This is a genomic window from Ruegeria sp. YTSC199, assembly GCF_059609725.1.
This window is the reverse complement of record NZ_JBXWMF010000006.1, coordinates 1-23,780: the sequence shown is the minus strand read 5'-3', so window position 1 is coordinate 23,780 and position 23,780 is coordinate 1. Positions and strand designations below refer to the sequence as shown.

Here is a 23,780-nt window from a genome sequence, read left to right as displayed (position 1 = left end):
TCCTTATTTGACGGCGCCGAAAGTCAGGCCGCTGACAAGTTGTTTCTGGCTGAACCAGCCAAGAATGAGGATTGGCGCAATGGCCATGGTTGAAGCTGCACTGAGTTTGGCAAAGAACAGGCCTTCGGGGCTGGAGTAGCTGGCAATGAAGGCCGTCAGCGGAGCCGCGTTGGCTGCTGTAAGGTTCAGTGTCCAAAACGCCTCATTCCAGGCCAAAATGAAGTTCAGCAGCAGGGTTGAAGCTATGCCGGGAATTGCCATTGGTGTGAGGACATGGAGGATCTCCTCCTTCAGCGTCGCACCATCCATTCGGGCCGCTTCAAGGATCTCACCGGGGATCTCCTTGAAGTATGTGTACAGCATCCAAACAATGATCGGCAGGTTCATCAACATGAGGATGATGACCAGCGCTCCCCTGCTGTCGAGGATGCCAAGTTTGATGCAGATCAGGTAGATGGGGTACAGAACCCCAACAGCCGGGAGCATTTTGGTGGACAGCATCCAGAGGAGAATGTCCTTTGTGCGATTGGAAGGAACGAATGCCATCGACCATGCCGCCGGGACCGCTACGATAATACCCAGTATTGTCGAGCCACCGGCGATTATGATCGAGTTCCAGAGGAACCGGGCATAGTTCGACCGCTCCATGACAGCTGAGTAGTTTTCAAGCGTCCAGTCGAATGCCAGGAACACCGGAGGGTCAGCGATCGCAGTGGCTTCGGTTTTGAAGCTGGTCAGAACAGTCCAAAGGATCGGGAAAAAGATCAGCAGTCCAACACCCCAAGCGGCGGCTGTATTGATGATCTTACGTTGTTGAGTTACTGCGCGGGCCATCTTTTCCTCCTCACGCGTCCAGGTTCTTGCCAACGATGCGCATCAGGAAGATCGCAACGATGTTGGCGAGAATGATTGCGTAGACACCACCGGCGGAACCGAGGCCAACGTTCTGACTTTCGAGAACTCGCTGGAAAATCAGGTAGGTCAGCGTACGGGTGCCAAAGGCGCCTCCGGTCGTGACAAAAATTTCTGCAAAGATTGCCAGTAAGAAGATCGTCTGAATAAGAACCACGATCGTAATTGCCCGGCTGAGGTGCGGCAGAGTGATGTAGCCAAACCGCTTCAGCGGTGGCGCACCGTCCATTTCGGCGGCTTCCAACTGTTCTCCGTCCAGAGACTGGATTGCGGTCAAAAGGATCAGCGTCGCAAACGGCAACCATTGCCAGGAAACGATCATGACGATTGAAGGCAGCGAAGCCTCAGACAGCCACGCGATCGGCTCGGCCCCGAAAAAGCGCCAAAGATGGGCGAACAGACCGTTCACCGGATCCATGAACATGTTCTTCCACACCAGTGCCGAAACCGTTGGCATGACAAAGAATGGTGCGATGACCAGAATGCGGACGACACCTTGCCCCCACATTGGCTGGTTCAACAAGATTGCCAACAAGACGCCAATGATCACGGTGATCAACAGAACCCCACCAACAATGGTAAGGGTTGCCACCACCGACGGCCAGAACGCGCTGGAGCTGACAAAGCGAACGTAGTTGTCGAAACCGACCCACCCAAGGTCTCCGCCACGCAGCGGAAGGTATTGTTTGAATGAGAAAATGAGAGTCATGATCAAAGGCACGAGCATCCAGCCGAGGAGCAAGATGACCGCTGGGGCCATCATTAGCCGCGCCGCTGATCGGGAGTGTTTAGTAGCCATCGGGCATACCTCCTCTGTTGATTGCCATAAGGCTATCTTAAACAGTGCAAAGTTTTTGATAATTGATGGCGTCTCGGGAAACACTTGGGAGAAGAGTGTTACCCGAGACCGGTGAAGCGTTTAGCGGTAGCCAGCTGCTTCCATAGCGTCGTTCGTCAGCGCCTGAGCTTTGGCAAGCGCCTCATCAACGGTCTGCTGACCAGCATAGACTGCCGAGAATTCTTGGCTCACTTCGGTTGCGATGCCCGCGAATTCCGGGATCGCCACAAACTGGACACCAACATACGGAACCGGCTTAACTGACGGATTTGTCGGGTCGGCTGCGAGAATTGAATCCAGCGTCTTCTGGGCGAAGGGAACTGCCTGGTAATCGGGGTTTTCGTACAGCGAGGTACGCGCACCCGGAGGTACGTTTGCCCATCCTTCATTTTCGGCGACAAGTTCAATGTAGTCTTTTGACGTCGCCCATTCGATGAACTCTTTTGCCGCGGCTTCCTTTTGCGTTCCGGCGGGTACTGCAAGCGCCCATGCCCAGAGCCAGTTTGCCTTCTTGTCGACACCTTCGCTATTCGGAGCGAGCGCGAAGCCAACCTTGTCGGCTACGGTTGAGTCGTCAGGATTGGTTACGAACGATGCTGCCACGGTGGCGTCAATCCACATGCCACACTTGCCCTGCTGGAACAGGTTCAGGTTTTCATTGAATCCGTTGGTCGCGTAACCATTGGGGCCAGATTCCTCCATCATACCGACAAAGAAGTTGAGGGCATCTGCCCATTCTGGCTGATCGAACTGAGCATTCCAGTCTTCGTCAAACCAACGGGCCCCGAATGAGTTCGCGGTCACTGTAATAAAGGCACCGCCCTCACCCCAGCCGGCTTTTCCGCGCAAGCAAATACCGTTGATGTCATTGTCACGGTCAGTCATTGCCGCTGCCGCTTCACGGATGAATTGCCAGGTCGGCGCCTCTGGCATTTCCAGACCGGCCTTCTCCATCAGATCGGTGCGGTACATGATCATCGAGCTTTCGCCGTAGAACGGCGCCGCGTACATAGTGCCATCGTGACTCAAACCGGCGCGCATGGCTGGCAGGATGTCATCAGCGTCATACTCGGCTGAAAGATCGTCCAGCGCGACCAGCCATCCATTAGCACCCCAAATCGGTGTTTCGTACATGCCAATCGTCATAATGTCGAAAGAACCGCCCTTAGCGGCGATGTCGGTGGTGACACGCTGGCGCAGTACGTTTTCTTCCAATGTGACCCACTCCACCGTGTGACCGGTCTTATCGGTAAAGTCCTGGGTCAACCCTTGCATGCGAATCATGTCGCCATTGTTCACGGTGGCGATGACAAGATTCTCTGCTATTGCGCCACTTGTAGTGACGAGTGTCATTGCCGTCGCCGCATATAGAGCTTGTTTGAATGACATCCTAATTCTCCTCCTCGTTGGATGATAGCTTCGACCTTAGTCAAAATCACAACGCGAAGTCAATTAAAATTTTACGCGCGTAAATTTAAGAGTGACTGCGCATTCACAGATCCTTAGGCCGACTCCCGCATGATCAAACGGCCCTCAAACAGTTTTTCCTGCCTTTCCGACGGGACTTCTCCCTTCTCGAACCATGCAAACAATGTGGACACCGACCAATTCGCGATAGCTTCGTAATCTTGCGCGATTGTCGTCAGAGGGGGGCAAGTAAATCTGGAAAACGGGTGATCGTCGTGGCCTGCAATCCTGAGGTTACATTCCGGACCATGACCAACCTTAAAGCCAAGGTCATAGGCGGCTGACAAAAGACCAATTGCAAAGCGATCATTGCTGCACAGGATCGTGTTAGTGCTGAATGCTCCCTCGGACAAAAGCCGGCCCCCTTCAACTTTTCCAATTTCCTCGAAGTCCCAGCCTTCTCCGTTTACTCGAAAAATGTTTGGCGTTTTACCGTGCCGCTCCATGCTTTCGATATAGGCTTGTCGGTGTTTGTTGGCATTCGGGTTCAGAGGTTTCTTCATTTCGAAAAAGCAAGGCGGCTCACCGCTGCGGCAGAGGTACTCAACCATTAAGTCAACACTTTGAAAATGATCGGTACCAACAAATGCCCGTCCGACATCATGCATGTTGGCATCAAACAAGACGACCGGAATATCCGCATCAAATGCTTTTACGGCGTCTGTATCAGACAGCCTGCCGAACGGTGCCAATAGTACACCCGCAGGTTTGAGGGATCTGAGCGAGTTAAGATTGTCTCGCTCCATGTCCGGATTACCGTGCGAGCTGAGCAAAATCGGGCTGTAACCGGCCTCAATGCATGCAAGCTCCACACGTCTGCCGATCTCGGAAAAGAACGGGTCAGCTAAGTTAGGTACTACAACGCCAATGTTCTTGGTTGTGCGCCTGTTTTGGTTCATCGCGAAGACATTCGGATGATAATCATACTCTTCCAGCGCTGCTTCGATCTTTTTTCTTGTGGAAACGCGCACGCTTTCAGGATCGTTGAAATACTTCGAGACTGTAGGTCGAGAAATCCCACTGATGGCTGCAAACTCTTCCATATTTCGGATTTTACGTTGCAAATTTTTCCTCACACCAAATTGTAACATGTCGCGCGACAACTTTTGTCAAATTTAGTAATGAAAGACCTGCTGTGTCAAGTTAGCCTCGAAGAGGGACATTCTGCTGATGCCTTTCGTGCGACGACGCCGGAGCACTATGATATCTCACTTGGAAGTGGTCTATCCAAAGTAGCCAACAAAGTATTCCGAATAGGTCACTTGGGTGATTTCAACGATCTAGGGTTGATGGGCACTTTGTCTGGCGTAGAAATGGGACTCGTCAAAAGCGGCATGCCTCACAGCAAAGGTGGCGCTCAGGCTGCATTGGAGTAACTCAAGGTCGCGTAACGCTGGACAGAGTCTCCAAAAACTCAACCAGGTCTGCGATTTCCTGCTCGGACAAATTCAGTTCAGAGAGTATGGCTTCGCCATCGGCGTGAAGCCTTTCTATGTCAATTTCGTTATAGTGTCGGACCACGGCGTCCAGATCATTTAGGCTGCCGTCATGCATGTACGGGGCGGTTTCGGCCACGCCTCGCAGACTGGGCGTACGAAAGGTCCCAAAATCAGAATGGCTCCTGCGCACATTTCGAACCGCCCATGCACCTTGCTTGTCCGGATCGTCATTCCAGTCGCCGTCCAGTGTGTATGCGCTTAAGAGCAAGAAGTTCAGCCCTCCGAACCGGCCTTCGTCGACTTCGGTTTCACTCAGAAAATATGGCACGCCCGCGTCGTGGAATTCGTTGTTGGAAAATCTCGGGCCATTGTGGCAGAGCGCACAGTTCCCGCGCCCTAAGAAGAGCTGAAGGCCTCGCTGGGCAGCTTCGGGGTAGTTCGCAGCCTCTTCTAGATTACCGCGCTCCAAAGCATCCCGAAAATCGTCAAATTGTGTCCGCTCTGTTACTAGCGTTTCCAGATAAGCTGACAGAGTTTTAGCAGTGTTTACCAAGACCTGCTCCGGGTCTTGGCTTTGAACATCGCCAAAAATGACCTCAAAATCTTCAATATACGCACTCTCGGAAATGGCTCTCATTAGGCTTTCTTTGCTGTGCGCCATCTCTTGTTCTTCGATGATCGGATGCAAGCTGGCTGCCCAAAGATTATCGCTCTTTCCGCCCCACCCGTACCATCGCAGACCAGCAAGATCCCGCAGTGATGGTGTATTCCGATCTATCAGAACGCGACCGAATACACGCGGCTCGGACGTGGTAAACGCCTGCTCGGGGTCGTGACAACTTGCACAAGCAAACGCACCGTCTACAGACAACACAGGATCGTTGAAGAAGGCCGCGCCCAGCGCAATCGCTCGTGGATCGTTTGAAACCCTGTTGCTTTGATCAGATTGGAATGATGGTGGCCACGGCCCGAAGGACAGCGTTTGCTGGATTTCATCTTCTGACAATAGGACTTCTGCACGCACCGAACTCGTCAGGACGACTAGCGCAGCTGTCACCCACAACTTCATTTCAGCGCAATATCAGAAGTGTAGGATACCGTTTGCCCGTTGAAATCGATGTCCAATTGTAGCGTCCACAATCCCGGCATGTGAAACAGCATATTATCGACACGGAACACGCCGTCGCCCATCACGGTTACCTTGGGAGCGTAGTTCATCCCATGTTGGTGAGCAGGCATGATTGCATCGACACGCATATCACTCACGATAGCTTCATTGCAGACCGTGACTAGTATTGAAAACGGTTGAGCCAACGGAATTTCGTTGACAGCCACATGCACCGCAGGCGCGTTCTGAGTTTCCGAACCCATCCGTTGCCCCGTCGCCTCACAAGCGACGGCCGCGCCGGAAGATGCCAAAAACCAGACAATCCAACGGATCATTCTGATGCCAACAGACGCTCTGCGTTGGCATATGCGATGTTGTCCGCGATCTGGTCTGGAAGCAAATCCAGCCATTCGCGTGAAAAATCTGCGTGCGGGCCAACGTAGTACCAACGTTCCGGTGCAAAGGTATCTGTACCGACCATAAACCGATCAGGATGCGCTTCGAACGCAGCTTGCCAATCCGGGTCGATGTGGCCTCGTGAAACCATGTCGGAACGAAATGCCAAATCCGCCCAAAGCCTAGGATAGGTATCTAGAGCATCGACAACACTAGCCGGGTCGTCAAAACCAGAATGGGCCCACAACACCCGAGCTTCTGGCCAGGTTTCGAAGATCAGGTCGACGGCATCGCGATCGCCGTGGTGGTGCAGAACCAGGTTCCGTTCCTTTGCCAGTGCGATCATACGTTGGATAACCGGCGTTTTGATGTCGTCCCCGTATGCGTGAAATTCACCGATGGCTTCGTAGTCGTTCTCGGCCAGATTTGCTTCGAGATAGTCGATTACAGTTCCATCGTGCATCCAGGTGTTGATCTCACCGCGACGACGGTAAGGGCGCAGTGCCGGAACAACGATATCTGGTGCTGCGGCCAACAATAGTTGAGTGCCATTGTCATCCGAGCTGGAAACCAGGGCTTTACGAACGCCCGCGTCCCGGAGGATTCTGGCCACCTGTTCTGGAGGAACCAGTTTGACGGCATCGTGGCTGTAATGAATATGCGCGTCGAAGATCGGGCGCTCTTCTGCAATGGCGTTACTGCAAAACAGCGCAGCACCTAAAATGAAGATACGTTTGAGCACCTCAAGCCTCCTCAATATCGTTCAGACTCTGGCAAGCGTCACGTCGAAATGCACGTGCAAGAAAGGTTCGGTGATTTTACCGGAGAGCTCCATACCGTCGGGAAACTCCGACGCGGGCCGTTCAACATAGGTCATCACCAGATCGTCCCGAACACCGAATACCGTGTCCTGATCCAGATAGGGATCGTCGTCCGGGAATATCTCGGTCACCAAAGATCGGTAGCCGGGGGCTTTGACGATGTAGTGCAGATGCGACGGTCGCCAGGGATGGCGACCACACGCCCGCAAGATGTCTCCGACGGGCCCATCCGATGGCACCGTGTATTCGACTGGTTTGACTGTGGTGAACGCATATCTGCCATCCTCTCCGGCTGTCATCAGGCCATGAAAAGAATAGGTGTCCTGTTCTTTATCCTGGCTTGCATACATTCCATTTGGTGCCGTCTGCCAGATGTCGAGCTCTGCACCGGCAATCGGATTACCCTCGGTATCCCGGATCTCACCTTCTGCAAGGAGGACCGGCCCGCCGTAGTGACGTTTCATGTCGCCACCGTATGGCAGTGGCGGTGCGCCGGAGACGTGAAATGGGCCTAATACAGACGAACTGGTCGCGTCTGCACTGGAATGTAGCATGTCCACCAATGAGGACAGGCCCAACACGTCCGAGGCCAGCACGAACTCATGCCTGTCCTCGGATTCCACGGCAGCACATCCCTCCAGAAACGCAATCCCGGCGCGCCACTCGTCATGCGTCAGGTTGGTTTCCCGCGCGAAGTCGTGGAGGTGTTTGACCAGGGAGCCCATGATTTCACGCATCCGTGGATCGGAATCTTCGGACAGATAACCCATGAAGACGTCGGTGATATTGTCTTTGGTGACAGAGCGCATCTTGGCCTCCTTAAATCAGGGCAAGGCTGAGGATCGGGAACTCGATGAGAATGAACAGGACGATCAGCATCACGAACGCAAAGGGAAGCGCGCCCATGAACACGTCCTTAAGTGATATCCGGTCATCGTTGATCGTGGATTTGATAACAAAGCAAGATATGCCTAGCGGCGGAGTCAAAAGCCCGATCTCAGCTCCGACCACTGTGATGATCCCAAACCAGATCAGCGACATATCCAGCGCTTCGGCCATAGGCAGGAACAACGGTACAACGATCAGAATGATCGAAGCTGTGTCGAGCAATGTTCCCAGAAACAGCATCAACAGAACATAGAGCAGCATGATCGACCAAAAGGACGCGGAATTCCCCGCAAGTAAGTCTTGCAACTGATTGGGCAGCCCGGCCAGTCCCAGCATACGACTATAGATCGACGCCGCAGTGATCAGGAACAGGATCGCCGCAGTGATGTGACCGGTTTCCAGCAATGCGTCCCAGAACGCTCTTGGAGTCATGGACTTGCGCACGACTGCAATGATCAACGCGACCAGTGCCCCGGCTGCACCAGCCTCGACTGCAGTTAGCCACCCAGTGTAAATTCCGCCAAGCACCACCGTGATGATGAACAACGTTGGTAGGGTTTTGGATGCGATCTCGCGCCCTGACATCCATTCGGTGTCTTCGACAACGCGGCCACCGACGAATGCTGGGGTGAAGCGACCCATAACCCAAATCGCGCCGACATAAGCGATTGCCAACATGATTCCGGGAATGACCCCCGCAAGGAACATGTCCCCCACAGATTGCTCTGCGACAAAGGAATAGATGATCAGCATCGCCGAAGGCGGGATGATCATTCCCAATACAGAAGACCCGGCGACCACGCCAACAGCAAAGCGCGGGTTATAGGCCTGCGCCATCATCTGCGGTACTGAGACTTTGGTGAAAACGGATGCGGAGGCTATTGACGACCCGGTCACTGCAGCAAAGACGGCGTTCGCTCCGACTGTGGCCATACCTATACCGCCTTTGACTTTGCGAAACCGCATGGTCATGACTTCGTAAATGTCCCTGCCCAACCCGGCCTTTGAAACGATGAGCCCCATGAAGGTAAACAGCGGAATGGTTGCAAAACTGTATTCCATCGCACTGTCGCCGACTGCCACTTTGAGCAAGTTCAGCGCGAGCGTGAAATTGTCCCGCATCAGCCAAATCGACACGAACGAGACCACACCCAGAGCGATAGGTATGTAAACGCCCGCGTAAATCAGAAAAACGATTGCAATGACCGAGATCAGGCCAATCTCAATCGGCGTCATTCTGCGGCCTCGTCATGCTCTGGGGTGCGAATAAGTTGCGGGCGGTCCTGCGCCGTGACGACCTTGAGCAGGAAGATCACGCAGGCAAGCGCAGTACCGCACGCGATGACCAGTTTGACCGGCCACCATGGCAATGTGAAAAGACCTGGCACTCCGAAGTAGTCCTGCGTCTCCCACATATGAAGAAATTCTGGAAAGGTCACATAGGCAATCAAAGCCATGAAGATTGCCGAGATGGCGTTGATGATGCGCCTCAGGTTGGCCGTCAGGCCGGGGCGGCGATGGTGCAGAAGGTTCAGGAAGCCGTCAGATCGCGTCAGCCGGTCCACTCTGACAACGTCCGCCAATTGCAGAAAAACGATCATCACGACCGAGAATTGCACCATCTCGTAGGTTCCGCGCAGAGGGGCAGAAAACAGACCGCGCGCAACGACATCCACGTTTAGGATAACCACCAACGCCAGCACGACAAGCGTACCCAAAGCGTTGGCAGCGATTGCAAGCGAATTGGCAACCCGCGACAGGACAGCAACAGCAGTCTTCAGCATGTAAGACCCCTTTTCTCGGGTCGCCGGATGGTTATTCGACCGTCCAGTCGCGCACCCCTGTGAAACCGGCATCCTGAAGTTTGCCGAGATACGCCGCCAGCATATCCGTGCCCTGCTCGCCGTTTTCGTTCAGCGTTGCGGCCCATTCCTGCGCAACATTGGGCATCGCATTTGCCCACGCAGCACGATCCTCGTCCGAGATTTCAACGATCGATCCGCCAGCTTCGACAAAGGCATCTCGTGACGCTGCAGCTCGATCCATCGCAATGCCTGCCACATGGTCACGGTAGTCGATAGCTACCGATTGGAGTACGTCTTTGACCTCATCGGGCAGACTCGCCCAGTAATCGGCGTTGACAGTGACTGTCTTTGTATTCACCGCACCAAGGTCCGCCTTCAACATGTAAGGGGCCACTTCGACGATCTTGAACGTCTTGGAAGCTTCGGGCCAAATCATCACGCAATCGACAAGGCCAGTTTGAACCATGTTGTAGAAATCTGTGAGGCCACCGCGAACGCCAGCCGCGTCCTTAATACCCTCAAGATAACGCAGGTTCAGGCCGGCACCCGCGATCTTGCGTCCTTCAAGGTCTGCAACTGTCCCGATCGGTTCTGAGCAGAACATTTGATATGTGTCGAGAACAACGCCCGTCGCCAGGTAAACCTGATTTTGCGCGGCGAACTCATTCTGCATGGCCGGGTATTCTCGCGCGATTTCGTCAACCGCCTTGGCCACTGCGCGGGCATCCGACGCGACGAATGGTGTCGATCCCGAAATCCCCTGACTAGGCAGCTTGGACGAATGGAAGATGGTTGTGACGATACCAATGTCCCCCAAACCCAGCTGTACGCCTTCCAGAACACCTTTGGGTTTTACAATTGAGCCGCCATAATTCTCCTGCCAGTTCATCTTGTAATTACCGGACTCAGCCAACCGCTTGTCCACTTCGGGAATAAAGAAGTTTGTGAATTCTTTGACCCACAAGGCCCGATCCGGGTAACCATCAATTACGACAGCTGAAATGGTCTCTTCTGCTGCGACTGACAGCGCCATGGCGCTTGCCACGGCAGCACCCAGCAGACTGCGCTTGGTCCAGTTTTTCATTGTCTCTCCTCCCAGAAAATTTGATCTTGTTGTCCTTTATTTGTTCGCGTGACCCCCGGCTGTCAGTCAGATTCACACCTACCGATTTGCGCAACATTGCGACGGCAAAGTACTTGGCCGACTGGCCCCCCACTTGCGTCATTTCCTCATGCATATGAGCAAACCTTTTCGAATGGAAAACGCGGCAGTTTGTGGAACAAACCGGTTTCGTCCGCGTACCCCAGGTTGCACAGAAAGTTCGACTTGAGCGTGGTTCCTGCAAAGAACTCCTCGTCGACGATCTTGTTCGAAAAGCCTGACATGGCACCAACGTCCAAACCAACAGCCCGGGCCGCGATCATGAAGTAGGCGCCCTGAAGCGTTCCGTTGCGAAACGCAGTGTCGGCCACGTAGTCGGGGTTGTTTTCGAACAAAGGTCGACGATCTTCGTGTGGGAAAAGGAAGGGCAGCTCCTTCCAGAACTCCATGTCATAGGCAATGATGGCCGTGACTGGCGCGTTCATCATCTTTGGCACGTTCTTTGGTTTTAAAGACTTGGCCAGCCGCTCTTTGCCCTCAGCACTTTTCACGAAAATGAACCGCGCAGGCAGTGTATTCATACTGGTCGCGCCGTTGATCGTGATGTCGTAAATCTCTTCAAGCAACTCATCGCGGACCGGTTTGTCAGTCCATGCGTAGTGAGACCTGGACTCGCGCAGGATCAAGGCGATTGCGTCATCCGACAGACGAGGAATGCGCGCACGCAGATCACGATGATCTTGCTGCGCCTTGGCGCGAAGTGCCTCCAGCTCTGCCCCGGTCGGTGCGCTCATTCTGCGGCCACCTTCGATCTGGTACTTTTTTCGTCAACGATCGGACTGGCACATATGCCGATCCCTTCGATCTCAACCTCAACGATTTCGCCCGGCTTCAACCACCGAGGGCCGGGTTTTTTGGCATGCCCCACGCCCGGCGGTGTTCCCAATGCAATAAGATCGCCCTGTTCCAGTGTCATGAATTCCGAAATTGTCGCGATCACCTGGCGGACACCCCAGATCATGTTGGCGGTATTCGAACTTTGCAAAACCTCATCGCCAACGCGGCTTTCGATCATGAGGCCCGAAGCGCCTTCGGGCAATTCATCCTGAGTTACGGTGAAAGGGCCTATTGCACCTGTGGCGTCAAAATTCTTACCCGGCGTCCATTGAACCGTTTTTCGCTGATAGTCCCGCACCGACCCATCGTTGAAAACGGTATAACCAAAAACATGGTCCAGCGCGTCTTCTTCCGAGATGTGGCGGCCGCGCTTTCCCACGATCAGCATCAATTCCGCTTCGTAATCGAATTGCTCGGAAGCCGCCGGTCGGACCATCGGCTTGCCAGCCGCCATAATTGAGTTCTTTCCACGCATAAACAGCGTGGGGTACTCGGGAATATCGTACCCACCCTCCTTGACATGGTCGGTGTAGTTCAACCCCATGCAAATGATGGTGCCGGGGGCGGCCACTGGCAAAGCCGGCGTGATAGTCGAGACTGGCACAGACTCTGCCGCCGAGGTTTTAACGGCTAGTGAGTCGCTCAAACCCGGATTGGTAAGCAGCCCCATCAAATCTGTACCGACACCAGAGTCCAAATCCGTTAAGTTTACTGCATTTTCGCCATTCACGGCAAAGACCGCAGTGCCTTCCGAAGTCTCTCCCACCAGGTATTTCATTTTCACCATCCATATCAGTTCGCTTGATTTTTGCCGACAATATTGAAATATGTCAAATTATATCGATATTTTTGGAGAGCGCTAATGGTTGCCTGGGCAGACTACAAATCAGAAGCAAAGAGCCGTGGCGCTCTGGCTTTAGAGTTATACGCTGCACTCAGTACACCAGCCAAAGCCTCCGAAGATGTGAAGGCATCACTACCCGATCACTTGGCATATCAGGCGCAGCTTGAACGCTCGGGGCAGCTGGCTTTTGCCGGGCCAATGTCGGATGAGACTGGTGAGCACATGCAAGGACTAGGCCTGATCATCTATCGCGCCAATAGCCTCGAGGCCGCTCGCAAGCTGGCCGAGGACGATCCGATGCATAAAAGCGGGGCGCGCAGTTTTGTGCTTCGGCGCTGGATGATTAACGAAGGCTCGCTGAACCTCTCAGTCGGCCTATCGACCGGAACGAGCACCCTGAATTAGAAGCACCCAGAAGTTTGCGCATTCTAAGAGGAACAGTCGGATATGGACGCCATGCTTGATACCGAGGGTAAAGAGACATCAGCCACTCATAGTGCGTATCGACGGCTGCGCAATATGATCCTGACAGGCGAGTTACCTCCCGGAAAGAAGCTCAAAATTGAACAACTCCGCAGTCTGCTGGACACTGGCGCAAGCCCGGTTCGCGAGGCGCTTAGCCTTCTGACCTCTGACATGCTGGTCGAGCGGATTGATCAGCGCGGGTTTCGGGCCGCACCGGTCAGCAAATGCAACTTCGAAGAAATCCTATTGCTGCGTTGTAACCTAGAGGAAACCGCGTTACGCGCGTCGATCACCAATGCCGGTGGAGCTTGGGAGGACAGGCTTGTTTTACGTCACCACCATATGAAAAAGGCCAGTCAAAAAGGTACGCCCGACTTTGAAGACACGCACAAAGCGTTTCATATGGCCTTGCTGGACAATTCGAAGCTGCCATTGCTGTTACGGTATTGCTCCCAGCTTTATGACCTCAACATTCGCTACCGCTATCTGGCGGCGGGCGGGCCAAGCTACAAAAAGCGCGACATTGCAGCAGAACATCAGCAAATCCTGGATGCCGCACTCGACCACGACGCAGACAACGCGACCCGGCACTTGCTCAATCATTACCGCCGAACGGGTGAATACCTGAGCAGCCAGATGGATTCCTGAAATGCAGCGGAACTGGTTTCTGGGCGATCTGTTGGGTGCTGTCAGACAGGTGCTGTCAGACAAATTCGAACCAGTCTCAGCTAGGCCAGTATAGCTGCCTTTTGTGCCGCACCAAGTTCGCGCCACTCGGCGAGTGCGGCGGTGCGTGTCAACTTGAGGGTATCTCTGCTGATTGGCGGCCTTGCTGACGCAGCATTTGTTTGCTCTTGCGGCAAGTTCGTTGCTGCGTTGAAGCCCATATCGTCAGAGCGGTCATTGAAGACCGGCTCTGGGAGCGAAGTCCAAACCGTCCGTTCGCTGCGTGGTTTATTGAATATCAAGACGCGGACTTTTCGGTCATTCAGTCGAAACGTGAGAAGGCAGAAGAATGGATCAATTCGTAAGACGGGCGATTTGCTCACAGTCACAATGGGTGATGCAAGAGCGATCCAGTCTGAGCCTGTTCGGGTACCCGCAACCATCGAACCGAAGCTTGTCACACGAACCGCAAATAGCGGCCTCAGCAAAGCGCAGAGCTTAAGCGCCACTATAAATCCAAATATTACTCGACCGGTGACCAATTCGTGTCTGGATCATAGGCAGAAATTTCAGCTGCAATACTGAGTGTCTCCGGGCCGAAATCTGCCTCGTAGACTGTGCCGTTTTCGCCAACCAGAAAGGAATGGATACCAGTTTCTCCGTAGTCTGCCGGTATTGCCAGCAAGGCATGTCCTGCAACGAAGTGTTCCCCGATAAAATAGGGGTAGGCACCCCCTGGAGCGTTGGGGCCCTGCTCTTGCAGGATTGTGTAATAATAGCCAAGAAACGGTTCAGCTTCATAGTCAACCTGACCGTCACTCCACCCCGAAGCTGCGGCGCGGGCAAGCGCTGCACCAACAAAGCTGTCTTTTCCAGGCCAGAATAGTCCGTTTTGCTCTTCCGGATCAGAAATGATCGTCTGAGCGAATTCCATAACGCCATTCCCGTTATGGTCCACAAGCCGGAATGCTGCTTGCAGGTCAACATAGGCCTCGAGCAATTCGATCACTTCCAACTCATTCAAGCCTATTTCGCGGGCTGAAAGCTCCTCGATCCCAGCTTCCAAGTCAAAGCGCCAACCGTCATCTGTACGCAGAATTGGGATTGGAAAAGGCCAACTGTCTTCACCCAGAAGTAGTACAACCCGTTCATCCTCAGGCTGAAAGCGATACCCCTCAGCGTACATGCCTAGCACTTCCTGCCTTCTTTCTTGGTCTTCCGCCGGATCACCCGTTCCCACTAAATCCTCGGCTTCAGGACCAAAAATTTCGAGCAGTTTGCTCTGATCATTGGCCTTTAACGCATCAACAAAAGCATCCAGTGCGGTTTGCGGGGTATCGAATCTGGCTCCGTCAGAGAGGGCCGGGCTTGTAGTCCCCGCGAGCAACAAAACTGTAAATACTGATCTACGCATCTTACCGTCTCCGCTTGCCTTTAGCAGCGTGTCCACGCTTGGACGCGCTTTGAGTTCTGCTACCGGACGCTTTTTTCTTCATCGCTTGCCCTTTGGATGCCCTGGGCTTGCCCTGCGTCGATGCGGCTTTCTTCGCCTGCGGCTTCTTAGAGGTCTGCGGTCTTTGAGCGACTGGCTTTTTCGCTGCATCTGGACGTTTGGTACGATCAATGGCCTGTTGCTTTGCTGCGGCCTTGTCCCGATTAGCGTTGCCCCGGTTCGCCAAAGCCCCGCCTGCAACAGCTCCTGCACCCGCACCGACCGCAGCCGCGGCCGCCCCGCGGTCCCGGCTTATATCTGCAGCACCAGATTCTCGGCTCAACTTTGCACGCAGCTCATCCGTGCGACCGTCAGGACGGTTAACCGGCAAGTCGCCACGGCCACCTTCAGGCCTTTTGTGGTCTGCAATTTTGTCCCGGGCCTCCTGTTGGCGGTCAGGATCGGGGTTCCACCCGATATCCGTTCGGTCGCCCAAATCTATATCGTTGCCGATATTGACGTTGCCATCGATGTCAATGTCGATGTCTGGATTTCTATAAATCGGACCACCGCCCCAGCCACCGCAATTTCGGCACCCCCAGTAGTCATACCAATCGTCGTCATCGTCAAAAATTTCGTCAATCAGGGCAACAGCGCCAAAAGTCAGCAACGCTGTGCCCACAACATCCCCGGTTGACGGGCCAGTATAGACCGTTTCTGGATTGTATTGAGGGACGTACACTGTTTCGGGTTCTGTCGGTGTAATTACGACTGTGTCATCGTCAGAAACTTCGACAGTTTGCTCGGGTCCTGAAACAAGAGCGCCGCTGTCAATTGCCTGGTCCCGCATGACCTGCACCGCATCCATCACATCATCGGATTGGGCCAACATGGCTGTGCCGACTGTCTCGGTCCAGTCTATATGGGTGGCCATCTGACCAACAACTTCGGGGAACGCCGTCGCCAATACACTGACAGAAGGATCCCATCCCATTGCTTCGATTTCCGGTTCAAGTTCAACAGGATCACGGTCGGCGTTATCCAGCAAATACCGTTCAGCCTTAACAATTTCCAATGGCTGGGTGGCCGCGACAAATATCTGTATGAGTAGCGTGTCGGGATAAAGAGCAACCGGGGCGACTAATGTCTGCAACTCCGCGTCAGTTAGCAGGCTGGACGAGTTCGCCGAGGTATCATCTATTGCCGCTACATCTTCGGACGACTCTTGCGCTAACGCGGAAGTAGATACGCAAATACCGAATGCAATTAATATAAACCTAAACATATTGCGATCCTTCGATTTCTTGAAGGATCACCTAAGACTGCGATTCTGGCAACCGATCAGTCAAATAGACGGTTTTGGGATAATAATGAACACCCAACCAAGTTTGAGCGAGTGTTCGCTTTGGGTTCTGGACCGACCAACACTGCATGAGGGACAGACACCCGCTTTGGAATCGCGAACGGCGGGACCGTTCGCCAACGTGGCTCAGATATCGATGCGCTCAGCGATGCTCAGAACATCTTCGGGTGCATTCAGACAAATTCGAACCAGTCTCAGCTAGCCAGCATAGCTGCCTTTTTTGCCGCACCAAGTTCGCGCCACTCGGCGAGAGCGGCGGTGCGTGTCAACTTGAAGGTATCTCCGCTGATTTGCGACCTTTCCTGGTTGAAGTGGTTGTAGACGGAGGAATGAACGGACGCGAATTTCTGTAAACTTCGCATGCGCCTGAAACGTTGCATGGCGCGTTCTCTTCGTCGGAAAGGAAGGTGCGAATTCTCAGCGCGGTTGTTGAGCCACCTTCCCGTCTGCTGTTTTTCGAGTGCACCCAATTGTCTGAGCGCAGCCTTATAGGATGCAAAACGGTCGGTCACGATCACTTCAGCGTAACCATGCCGCTTCATTAACTTCTTGAGGAATTTCAGTGCTGCAGCTTTGTTTCGGCGTTTGGTGACTACGGCTTCCAGCACCTCGCCTTCGTGATCCACAGCCCGCCAAAGATATTGACGCTTGCCATTCACCTTCACGAAAACCTCGTCCACGTGCCACTTCAATTTGGAGAACGCGCGCAGCCGCTGAACACGCTTTCTTCGGATCTCAGAAGCAAACATCGGGCCAAACCTGTTCCACCAACATCGGACAGATTCGTGGCTGACGTCGATGCCTCGATCGTGCAGCAGATCTTCGACACTCCAAAGTGAGAGCGGAAATCGGATGTACAGCATCACCGCAAAGCGGATGATATCGGGGCTGGTTTTGAAGTACTTGAAAGAGGCAGGTCTGGTCATGGGCAAAAGCTACGCAACCGCCCTGCCCTGCTCAACTCAAGTTCTTCTGACAAGACCCGCACCGGATTGAGCCCTGAGATAAAGGCCAGTTTCCACATTGCAGTGAGGAAAAGTGATCGCACCGGCGGAGGTTTGATGCGGCGAGCCTGCTTCAGCTTCTGCTGATAGGACAAGCAACTCCGAGCCCATTTAAATGCGTTGCAATACGTGGGCAGGTAGGACGCCGGTACATTGACTCGCGGCCCTGGGCTGCCTTTCACCGCACCTTCGGTTTTCTGCGGCCGTAGTCTGCTTTACTGCCATTCGCTGCGCACCCAAAATCATGACCGGTTCGAACTCACAGTGTGCGGACAAACGTGCCCCATCCGTTTATCTTGGCTCAAAGACCGCTCGTATCCCGAAGCGGTAATTCGCTGCAGGAGCCAACATTCAAAGCAAATAGTCCGACAATGTCGGCCGGCTCGGAAGGCTGAGTTCCGTCGGGCGGCGTTAAGATCGGCGCTGAACATCTCCCCAAAAACCCTGTTGAAATCCTTTCGCCCTATTGGCTTCAGCGATCGACTTCTTCCTAATCACTCCCTCACACCCTGCTTTAGCAGGAACTGGTTCTTGAAATTTTTCAGCCCCGGCATAACGTCGGCCTTGGCAATATCGTCGCTCGCGTGGATTTCATGTTCAAGAAATTCCTGTAATGCGTCACCGTCGTCGCTGACGAGTTCGATGATTAAGTCATAACGACCCGCGACCCATAGGATGAAAACGACCCGAGGGTTCTTTTCAAGCCGCTCTGCCACCTGTCGTGGGGTCACGCCAATCGCCACATTCAACCCAATCATCGCGTCGGTTGTGTATTCTGTGGCGACAGGATCCGACATCGCAACGATCCGCAACATGTTGTTGTCTCGCAGCCCGCTCACCCTGTTGCGAATGGTTCCTTCGGACACATCCAACCGCTGCGCAATTTCAGAAAAGGCCATCCGACCATCTTGCTGCAAAAGCCGGATGATCTGCTGGTTCAAGTCATCCCTTGGGGATCGAATGCTCTGAGTGGCGCTCGTGTTCGATTGCTTTTTGACTGCCATATACCTGATGCTCGATTGCTGTATTCGTAACTGAGATTATGTGAGAGTATCGTAATCCGCAATTATCCCTTGGGAATTCTCTGGAAGGAAGTGCGGAAAACGACATCCTTCGATCTAAACAACGCAGAATCCAAGTGCCATATTTCGGGATCTTTGCCGAATTATCCGCAATATCCTACTGAAATTGCGGATCTCGTTACCGGCGCGACAGGTTAATTCGAAATTCGTACTTAGGTGCCGTTTTTTGACCAGATTATTTCTGATTCTTGCCTGAAAATCTCGAACAGTAGCGAATATCGAAAAATGGACAGCTGAAATATGCGATATTCGTAGACTAAGAATTTCAACCCCGGCGCGGTGGGACAGAGCCTGCAAGCAGGCCATCCGCGAGAAACGGTGAAAACCATACGCATACCGTTGGATCCACGGGTGCAGGTGGCAGTGTCGAAGGGAGGACAAATGACAATTGCCGAGGAAAGAGCGCAGGCCGCTGGTGGGCCTCAGCACGGGCTGACCGCCGAGGCGTATCGCAGCGAAGAGTTCTGGCAGCAGGAATGCCGGACGGTTCTGGCCAAGAACTGGGTGTTCATCGGGTTCGCCCATCAGATAGCCAACCCAGGCGATGCGCATCCAGTCACTTGCGCCGACTTGCCACTGCTGGCAGTGCGCGGTCGTGATGGCGACATCCTGGTGTTTCACAATGTTTGCCTGCACCGCTGCATGACATTGGTCGACAAGCCCAAGAATGTCGGCAAGCTGATCCGCTGCCCCTATCATGCATGGGCTTATGATCTGGATGGACGCCTGCGGGCTGCACCGCATTTTGCCGGAACCGGAAAGCAGGAGTTCGACGGTTTTGACATCAAGGAGCACCGGCTGAAACCCGTACGGACCCATGTCTGGCATGATTGGATTTTCGTCAATCTGGATGGGAACGCGCCTGATTTCGAAGACTATGCCGCGCCTCTGATTAGCCGGCTCGAGGGGATGGATTTCACAAGGGTGGAACCAATCGGCCTTCTCGATTTTGGTGAGATCGGCACCAACTGGAAACTGATCATGGAGAACTTTATCGAGCCGTATCACGTCCAGTTCGTGCATGCCTCGACGACCGATCAACCGTTGGAAAATCACTATACCATCACCGATGGCACCTGCATCGGCAGCGCGGTGGACCTGAACGAAGAGTTAGGCACATCCGGCAGTCTGGGTGTCAGCTCTCGCTATCTGACGCTGTACCCTAACTTCATTCTGGGCCGCTATTTCCCGGATCAGTTGGGCGTCTATCTGAACGTGCCCATCGGCCCCGGAAAGATGCGTCAGTACCGGGCACTATACACCACCGAAGGCCAAGAGCTGAGCGCTGAGGAAGTCCAGGCCCTCAGAAACCTTTGGTGGGATGTCCACAAGGAAGATCACGAGATGGTCGAGCGCATGTTTGAGGGCCGCAAATCCCCGGTGGCCAAAGATGGGGGCCTGCTGTCGCCCGCGTGGGAGGACAGCGTGCGCGCCTTTCAGGATCTGATCGAGCGTGACGTGGCCGGTGCCTAAGCAAGAAGGAACAAGACCAATGAACAAGTCCATATCCAAAGGGTTTCGTCTGGCCCATACGATGATGCGGGTCACAGACATGGAAAAGTCGCTGGAGTTTTACTGCGGAATTCTGGGTATGGAAGTGCTGCGGCGCACGGATTATCCCGAAGGCAAATTCACCAATACCTTTATCGGTTACGGGCCCGAGGCCGAGTTTCCCACGCTGGAACTGACCGCCAATTGGGATCAGGACACGCCCTATGACAAGGGCGACGGCTGGGGTCATATCTGCATCGAAACTCCGGATGTCTATGCCGCGTGCGAACAGCTGGCCGCGGCAGGGGTGAACATCACACGCCCGCCGGGACCGATGAAAAACGGCACTCGGGTCATCGCCTTTTGCGAGGACCCGGACGGTTACAAGGTCGAATTGAACGAATCCATACTGAAACACTTGGCACAGGAAGGCTGACCACATGGGTGATACACCTCAACTTTTCAAATTCGATCTGGTTCAAAACCGCTACGACTCGATGGGCGACAGCGACACCTACATCAAACCGATGGTGACCAGCGAATTCAGCAAGTCCATGTGCGGCGGCATCAACGTCCTGAACAACATCAAGGTGCCGTGGGATCTGACCTGCGACGAGATCATTTATTGCCTTGAGGGTACATTCCGACTGGTTTGCGATGGCAAAAGCTATGTCTGCAATCGTGGTGATGTGCTGTTTGTCCCGAAGGACAACCACATTTCCTACGAGTCCGACGGCAAATGCGTAATCTTCTATGCCGCCTACCCTCACAACTGGAAACAGCTTGCCGGGATCACACAGGTTCCTGGCATCGACCCTGACGATTTTGTCCCCGGCTAAGCATTTATTCGCTGAGCGACAAGACAACCGAAACAAGCACCAACACTGAGGAGGCACCCTCGGTGAACCAAATCTGATTGCCATTCGATGGGAGGACGCCGAATGCCCAAGGACAATGCCAGCACCCGCATTTACTACGAAACATTCCACGACGCTGTCGAGCGTAACCGCCCGCGTATCGCGGAGGTACGGCAACGTCTGGAAGAGGCCGGAGTCAAATATGTGATGGCCGCCTGGATTGACCTGCACGGCATTCCAAAAACCAAACCCGTACCAATGAGCGATTTTGAACCGCTGTGCCTTGGAAAAGGGCCACAATTCGCGGTGCATTCGATTTCTTACGTGCCGGAGCTCAGCCCTGCCGACAGCGATCAGGTGGTAGTACCGGATCTCGACGCGGTCTATGTGTGCCCATGGGATACATCGATGGCGATCATCTTTTCGGACCTCTACTGGGAAGACGCTCCTTATAACGTTTGTCCGCGTCAGGCATTAAAACGCGCCATGCACGAGGCCGCGCTTGAAGGATACTCCGGCTTTGCTGGCGTCGAGCCAGAGTTTATCGTAATGAAATACGACGACGCCGGGCAGCCGGTTAAGGCATTTGACGATGACCCTGCAGATGGTCTTCGCCCTCGTCGTCAGGCATTTGGCTATGATGTTGAGTATTCCATCGACTCGATGCCATTCCTAAAAACCCTGATCGACATCATCGAGGGAATGGGCTGGAACCTGCATGACGTGGTGGCCGAAGGCGCATATTCGCAGTTCGAGCTCGATTTCCACTATACCAATATGTTGGAGATGTCTGACCGGCTAGCATTCCTGCGCATTACCCTGAAAGAGGTGGCGAAACAGCATGGGATGTTCGTGACTTTCATGCCAAAACCCACGGTTGGCGACTGGCGCTCCGGTGCACATATCAACATGTCGATGCAGCATGACAGCCGTCCAGGCGAGAATATCTTTGAAACGCCCGATGGCGAATGGAGCGACGAAAGCCGTTGGGCCGTTGGCGGGTTGATGCAGCATGCCGAAGCAATCACGGCGATCACCTGTCCGACAGTAAATTCCTACAACGGTCTGGTGCCTCGCGTTGGTGGGTTTGAGGGTGGCACGGTGACCTGGGCACCGACCAACATCACCTACGGCTTCAACAACCGATCCGCCCAGTTCCGCCTTCCGCAAAGCCGTCACTGCATCGAAAATCGCGCCTGTGACATGACTATGAATGTCTATCTCGCGATGGCGATGCACTTGAGCTGCGGAATAAAAGGCATCAAAAACAAGATCGATCCGGGCAAGCCAACCGATTTTGATTTGTACTCAAAGACTGAATCCGAGCTTGCCGAGCTCGGTATACGCAGGCTTCCGCGAACTTTGTTCAACGCTATTGAGGCTCTGCGTCATGACAAGATGGCCGAACATGTGATGGGGCGCGTGATGCGCAACTCCTATCTCGAGTACAAGAATGACGAATGGGAGCGTTATCACCAATCGGTCACTGACTGGGAAGTGCAAGAGTATCTGAGGCTGTACTGAAAGATGGCCGTGGATGAGTTTAGGACATTCGACCTTGGAGACTTCCCGCTTCTATCGGGTCAGGTTTTGAACGACGCTAAGCTTGCCTATCAAACTTACGGCACGTTGTCGGCCACCCGTGACAATGTCATCGTCCTACCGACCTTCTACACGGGGACAAATACTCGGAACGAAGGGTTCTTCGGCCTCGGTCGCGCTATTGACCCAAGCCGCCACTTCATCGTCAGTCCAAATTTGTTCGGCAATGGCCGTTCGTCTTCGCCCTCGAATACGCCCTCCCCTCAAGACGGCCCGAGATTTCCGTTGGTGCAGATGTGGGATAATATCGCGGCGCAGCATCGGTTGATCCAAGATCACCTCGGCATCGAAAAGATCGCGCTGGTCGCCGGCTGGTCAATGGCGGGCTGTCAATCCTATCAATGGGCGGCGCAATACCCGGAAATGGTACAAGCGATCTTGCCTTTCTGCGCCTCGGCCAAAACCTCAACGCATAATTTTGTCTTCCTCGAAGGGGTCAAAGCCGCTCTTTGCGCGGACCAGAATTGGAACGGCGGCAATTATGACAGCCCGCCCGAGGCAGGGCTCAAGGCCTTTGGTCGGGTCTACGCAGGCTGGGCTTTCTCTCAGACCTTTTACCGCGAGAGGCTTTATGAGCAGCTGGGATTCCGATCCATTGAAGAGCTGATGCAAGATTGGGAACAAGACCATGTGCAGGGCTGGGATGCCAACAATCTACTGGTCAAGCTTGCCACCTGGCAGACTGGCGACATCTCTGCTGGGCCGCTTTACAAAGGGGATTTCAAACTTGCCCTTAGCGCCATCAAGGCTCGCGCCACCCTGATGCCGTGCACGCAGGATCTATATTTCCCACCCGAAGATAATGAAATCGAAGCCCGCCACATGCCTAACGCCATCTTCCGTCCCTATGACTCGCCATGGGGTCATTGCGCTGCCAATCCTGGCAATGACAAGGGCTTTACGGAACAGTTGGACGTCAATATCCGCGAGCTCCTAGAAGAATAAGACCAAGTAAACAACTGAGAGATTGCACTCATTCAATAGCGACTGGTACATTCCTTCAAGTGAAGGGCAGCAATTCGGCAACAGAACCGCAAACATGGTGGTTTAGGAATAATTACGCTCTGGGTAATTCATTCTATAATGCCAAGTCCACGTTACTGCGCATAGCAGACGTCGATGCGAGTCGCAGCATTCGAAACAATTGGCTCAAGGAGGCCATCAGAGCCGGTGCAGCATTGTCACCTGCCCCACATCACACAGACCTTACGAACGGCCCAAAGCGGATGAGGTGGATGGCTCCTGCTCCACCGGCATCGAACGTGCCAAAGTGCAGTTGTTATCGACTGCTAGGAAAGGAG

Annotated in this window: 25 protein-coding genes; 8 read left to right on the top strand and 17 right to left on the bottom strand. The window is 53.8% G+C overall.

Annotation, left to right across the window (positions count from 1 at the left end; all coding sequences use genetic code 11):
• Nucleotides 1-3: 3 nt before the first annotated feature.
• The 4 genes from AC2FEE_RS07220 to AC2FEE_RS07205 all read right to left on the bottom strand — a co-directional run bounded on the left by AC2FEE_RS07220 (nt 4) and on the right by AC2FEE_RS07205 (nt 4,308).
• A complete protein-coding gene (locus AC2FEE_RS07220; RefSeq protein WP_170585545.1) occupies nt 4-834 on the bottom strand; it encodes a carbohydrate ABC transporter permease in 831 nt (276 codons plus the stop codon).
• Nucleotides 835-844: 10 nt separating this feature from the next.
• Nucleotides 845-1,711: a carbohydrate ABC transporter permease gene (locus AC2FEE_RS07215; RefSeq protein WP_480921142.1), complete on the bottom strand. Its 867-nt coding sequence runs from the start codon at nt 1,709-1,711 to the stop codon at nt 845-847.
• Between the two features lie 120 nt (nt 1,712-1,831).
• Nucleotides 1,832-3,139 (bottom strand): ABC transporter substrate-binding protein, encoded by a 1,308-nt coding sequence (locus AC2FEE_RS07210; RefSeq protein WP_496864062.1) that lies wholly within the window; start codon nt 3,137-3,139, stop codon nt 1,832-1,834.
• Nucleotides 3,140-3,252: 113 nt separating this feature from the next.
• The gene (locus tag AC2FEE_RS07205; protein WP_496864060.1) at nt 3,253-4,308 is read right to left on the bottom strand and encodes a LacI family DNA-binding transcriptional regulator; all 1,056 of its coding nucleotides are present in this window, start codon (nt 4,306-4,308) and stop codon (nt 3,253-3,255) included.
• Nucleotides 4,309-4,338: 30 nt separating this feature from the next.
• On the opposite strand from AC2FEE_RS07205, the gene AC2FEE_RS07200 reads away from it, so the two are divergent.
• Complete coding sequence (locus AC2FEE_RS07200; RefSeq protein WP_496864059.1) at nt 4,339-4,593, top strand: hypothetical protein; 255 nt, start codon at nt 4,339-4,341, stop codon at nt 4,591-4,593.
• 1 nt (nt 4,594) lies between these two features.
• Here the strand turns inward: AC2FEE_RS07200 and AC2FEE_RS07195 are convergent, their stop codons facing one another.
• From AC2FEE_RS07195 to AC2FEE_RS07155, 9 genes are all read right to left on the bottom strand, one after another.
• Nucleotides 4,595-5,662 (bottom strand): cytochrome-c peroxidase, encoded by a 1,068-nt coding sequence (locus AC2FEE_RS07195; protein ID WP_496864057.1) that lies wholly within the window; start codon nt 5,660-5,662, stop codon nt 4,595-4,597.
• Nucleotides 5,663-5,721: 59 nt separating this feature from the next.
• Nucleotides 5,722-6,099 (bottom strand): FixH family protein, encoded by a 378-nt coding sequence (locus AC2FEE_RS07190; protein WP_496864055.1) that lies wholly within the window; start codon nt 6,097-6,099, stop codon nt 5,722-5,724.
• A complete protein-coding gene (locus AC2FEE_RS07185; protein ID WP_496864054.1) occupies nt 6,096-6,902 on the bottom strand; it encodes an amidohydrolase family protein in 807 nt (268 codons plus the stop codon). Before AC2FEE_RS07185 ends, AC2FEE_RS07190 begins: the two co-directional genes overlap by 4 nt.
• Nucleotides 6,903-6,923: 21 nt before the next feature.
• A complete protein-coding gene (locus tag AC2FEE_RS07180) occupies nt 6,924-7,790 on the bottom strand; it encodes a dioxygenase family protein (RefSeq protein WP_496864053.1) in 867 nt (288 codons plus the stop codon).
• Between the two features lie 10 nt (nt 7,791-7,800).
• Nucleotides 7,801-9,105, bottom strand: a complete 1,305-nt coding sequence (locus tag AC2FEE_RS07175) for a TRAP transporter large permease (protein WP_496864051.1) — start codon at nt 9,103-9,105, stop codon at nt 7,801-7,803.
• Nucleotides 9,102-9,653, bottom strand: coding sequence for a TRAP transporter small permease subunit (locus AC2FEE_RS07170; protein WP_171126190.1), 552 nt, complete (start codon nt 9,651-9,653; stop codon nt 9,102-9,104). Before AC2FEE_RS07170 ends, AC2FEE_RS07175 begins: the two co-directional genes overlap by 4 nt.
• A 31-nt stretch (nt 9,654-9,684) precedes the next feature.
• Nucleotides 9,685-10,758, bottom strand: a complete 1,074-nt coding sequence (locus AC2FEE_RS07165; RefSeq protein ID WP_496864050.1) for a C4-dicarboxylate TRAP transporter substrate-binding protein — start codon at nt 10,756-10,758, stop codon at nt 9,685-9,687.
• Between the two features lie 146 nt (nt 10,759-10,904).
• Nucleotides 10,905-11,570, bottom strand: coding sequence for a malonic semialdehyde reductase (locus tag AC2FEE_RS07160; protein WP_496864049.1), 666 nt, complete (start codon nt 11,568-11,570; stop codon nt 10,905-10,907).
• Nucleotides 11,567-12,451, bottom strand: a complete 885-nt coding sequence (locus tag AC2FEE_RS07155; protein WP_496864047.1) for a fumarylacetoacetate hydrolase family protein — start codon at nt 12,449-12,451, stop codon at nt 11,567-11,569. The genes AC2FEE_RS07160 and AC2FEE_RS07155 overlap by 4 nt, the downstream gene beginning before the upstream one ends.
• A gap of 84 nt (nt 12,452-12,535) precedes the next feature.
• Here AC2FEE_RS07155 and AC2FEE_RS07150 point away from each other — a divergent pair, with 84 nt between their 5' ends.
• Together AC2FEE_RS07150 and AC2FEE_RS07145 are read left to right on the top strand one after the other, a co-directional pair.
• Nucleotides 12,536-12,922 (top strand): YciI family protein, encoded by a 387-nt coding sequence (locus AC2FEE_RS07150; RefSeq protein ID WP_496864045.1) that lies wholly within the window; start codon nt 12,536-12,538, stop codon nt 12,920-12,922.
• A 42-nt stretch (nt 12,923-12,964) separates the two neighbouring features.
• Nucleotides 12,965-13,630, top strand: coding sequence for a GntR family transcriptional regulator (locus AC2FEE_RS07145; protein ID WP_496864043.1), 666 nt, complete (start codon nt 12,965-12,967; stop codon nt 13,628-13,630).
• A 541-nt stretch (nt 13,631-14,171) separates the two neighbouring features.
• Here the strand turns inward: AC2FEE_RS07145 and AC2FEE_RS07140 are convergent.
• The 4 genes from AC2FEE_RS07140 to AC2FEE_RS07125 all read right to left on the bottom strand — a co-directional run bounded on the left by AC2FEE_RS07140 (nt 14,172) and on the right by AC2FEE_RS07125 (nt 18,388).
• Nucleotides 14,172-15,062 (bottom strand): DUF2950 family protein, encoded by an 891-nt coding sequence (locus AC2FEE_RS07140; protein WP_496864041.1) that lies wholly within the window; start codon nt 15,060-15,062, stop codon nt 14,172-14,174.
• A 1-nt stretch (nt 15,063) separates the two neighbouring features.
• A complete protein-coding gene (locus tag AC2FEE_RS07135) occupies nt 15,064-16,233 on the bottom strand; it encodes a DUF3300 domain-containing protein (RefSeq protein ID WP_496864039.1) in 1,170 nt (389 codons plus the stop codon).
• 404 nt (nt 16,234-16,637) lie between these two features.
• A complete protein-coding gene (locus tag AC2FEE_RS07130) occupies nt 16,638-17,369 on the bottom strand; it encodes an IS6 family transposase (RefSeq protein ID WP_496864037.1) in 732 nt (243 codons plus the stop codon).
• A 572-nt stretch (nt 17,370-17,941) separates the two neighbouring features.
• On the bottom strand, nt 17,942-18,388 hold the full coding sequence (locus AC2FEE_RS07125) for an Lrp/AsnC family transcriptional regulator (RefSeq protein ID WP_496864393.1): 447 nt from the start codon (nt 18,386-18,388) through the stop codon (nt 17,942-17,944).
• Nucleotides 18,389-18,910: 522 nt separating this feature from the next.
• On the opposite strand from AC2FEE_RS07125, the gene AC2FEE_RS07120 reads away from it, so the two are divergent.
• The 5 genes from AC2FEE_RS07120 to AC2FEE_RS07100 all read left to right on the top strand — a co-directional run bounded on the left by AC2FEE_RS07120 (nt 18,911) and on the right by AC2FEE_RS07100 (nt 23,424).
• Entirely contained in the window at nt 18,911-20,002 is a 1,092-nt protein-coding gene (locus tag AC2FEE_RS07120; RefSeq protein WP_496864035.1) for an aromatic ring-hydroxylating oxygenase subunit alpha, read from the top strand.
• A 19-nt stretch (nt 20,003-20,021) separates the two neighbouring features.
• Nucleotides 20,022-20,456 (top strand): lactoylglutathione lyase, encoded by a 435-nt coding sequence (gene gloA / locus AC2FEE_RS07115; protein WP_496864033.1) that lies wholly within the window; start codon nt 20,022-20,024, stop codon nt 20,454-20,456.
• Between the two features lie 4 nt (nt 20,457-20,460).
• Nucleotides 20,461-20,859, top strand: a complete 399-nt coding sequence (locus tag AC2FEE_RS07110) for a cupin domain-containing protein (RefSeq protein WP_108859955.1) — start codon at nt 20,461-20,463, stop codon at nt 20,857-20,859.
• 102 nt (nt 20,860-20,961) lie between these two features.
• Entirely contained in the window at nt 20,962-22,401 is a 1,440-nt protein-coding gene (locus tag AC2FEE_RS07105; RefSeq protein ID WP_496864032.1) for a glutamine synthetase family protein, read from the top strand.
• 9 nt (nt 22,402-22,410) lie between these two features.
• Entirely contained in the window at nt 22,411-23,424 is a 1,014-nt protein-coding gene (locus tag AC2FEE_RS07100) for an alpha/beta fold hydrolase (protein ID WP_496864031.1), read from the top strand.
• Nucleotides 23,425-23,780: the final 356 nt, after the last annotated feature.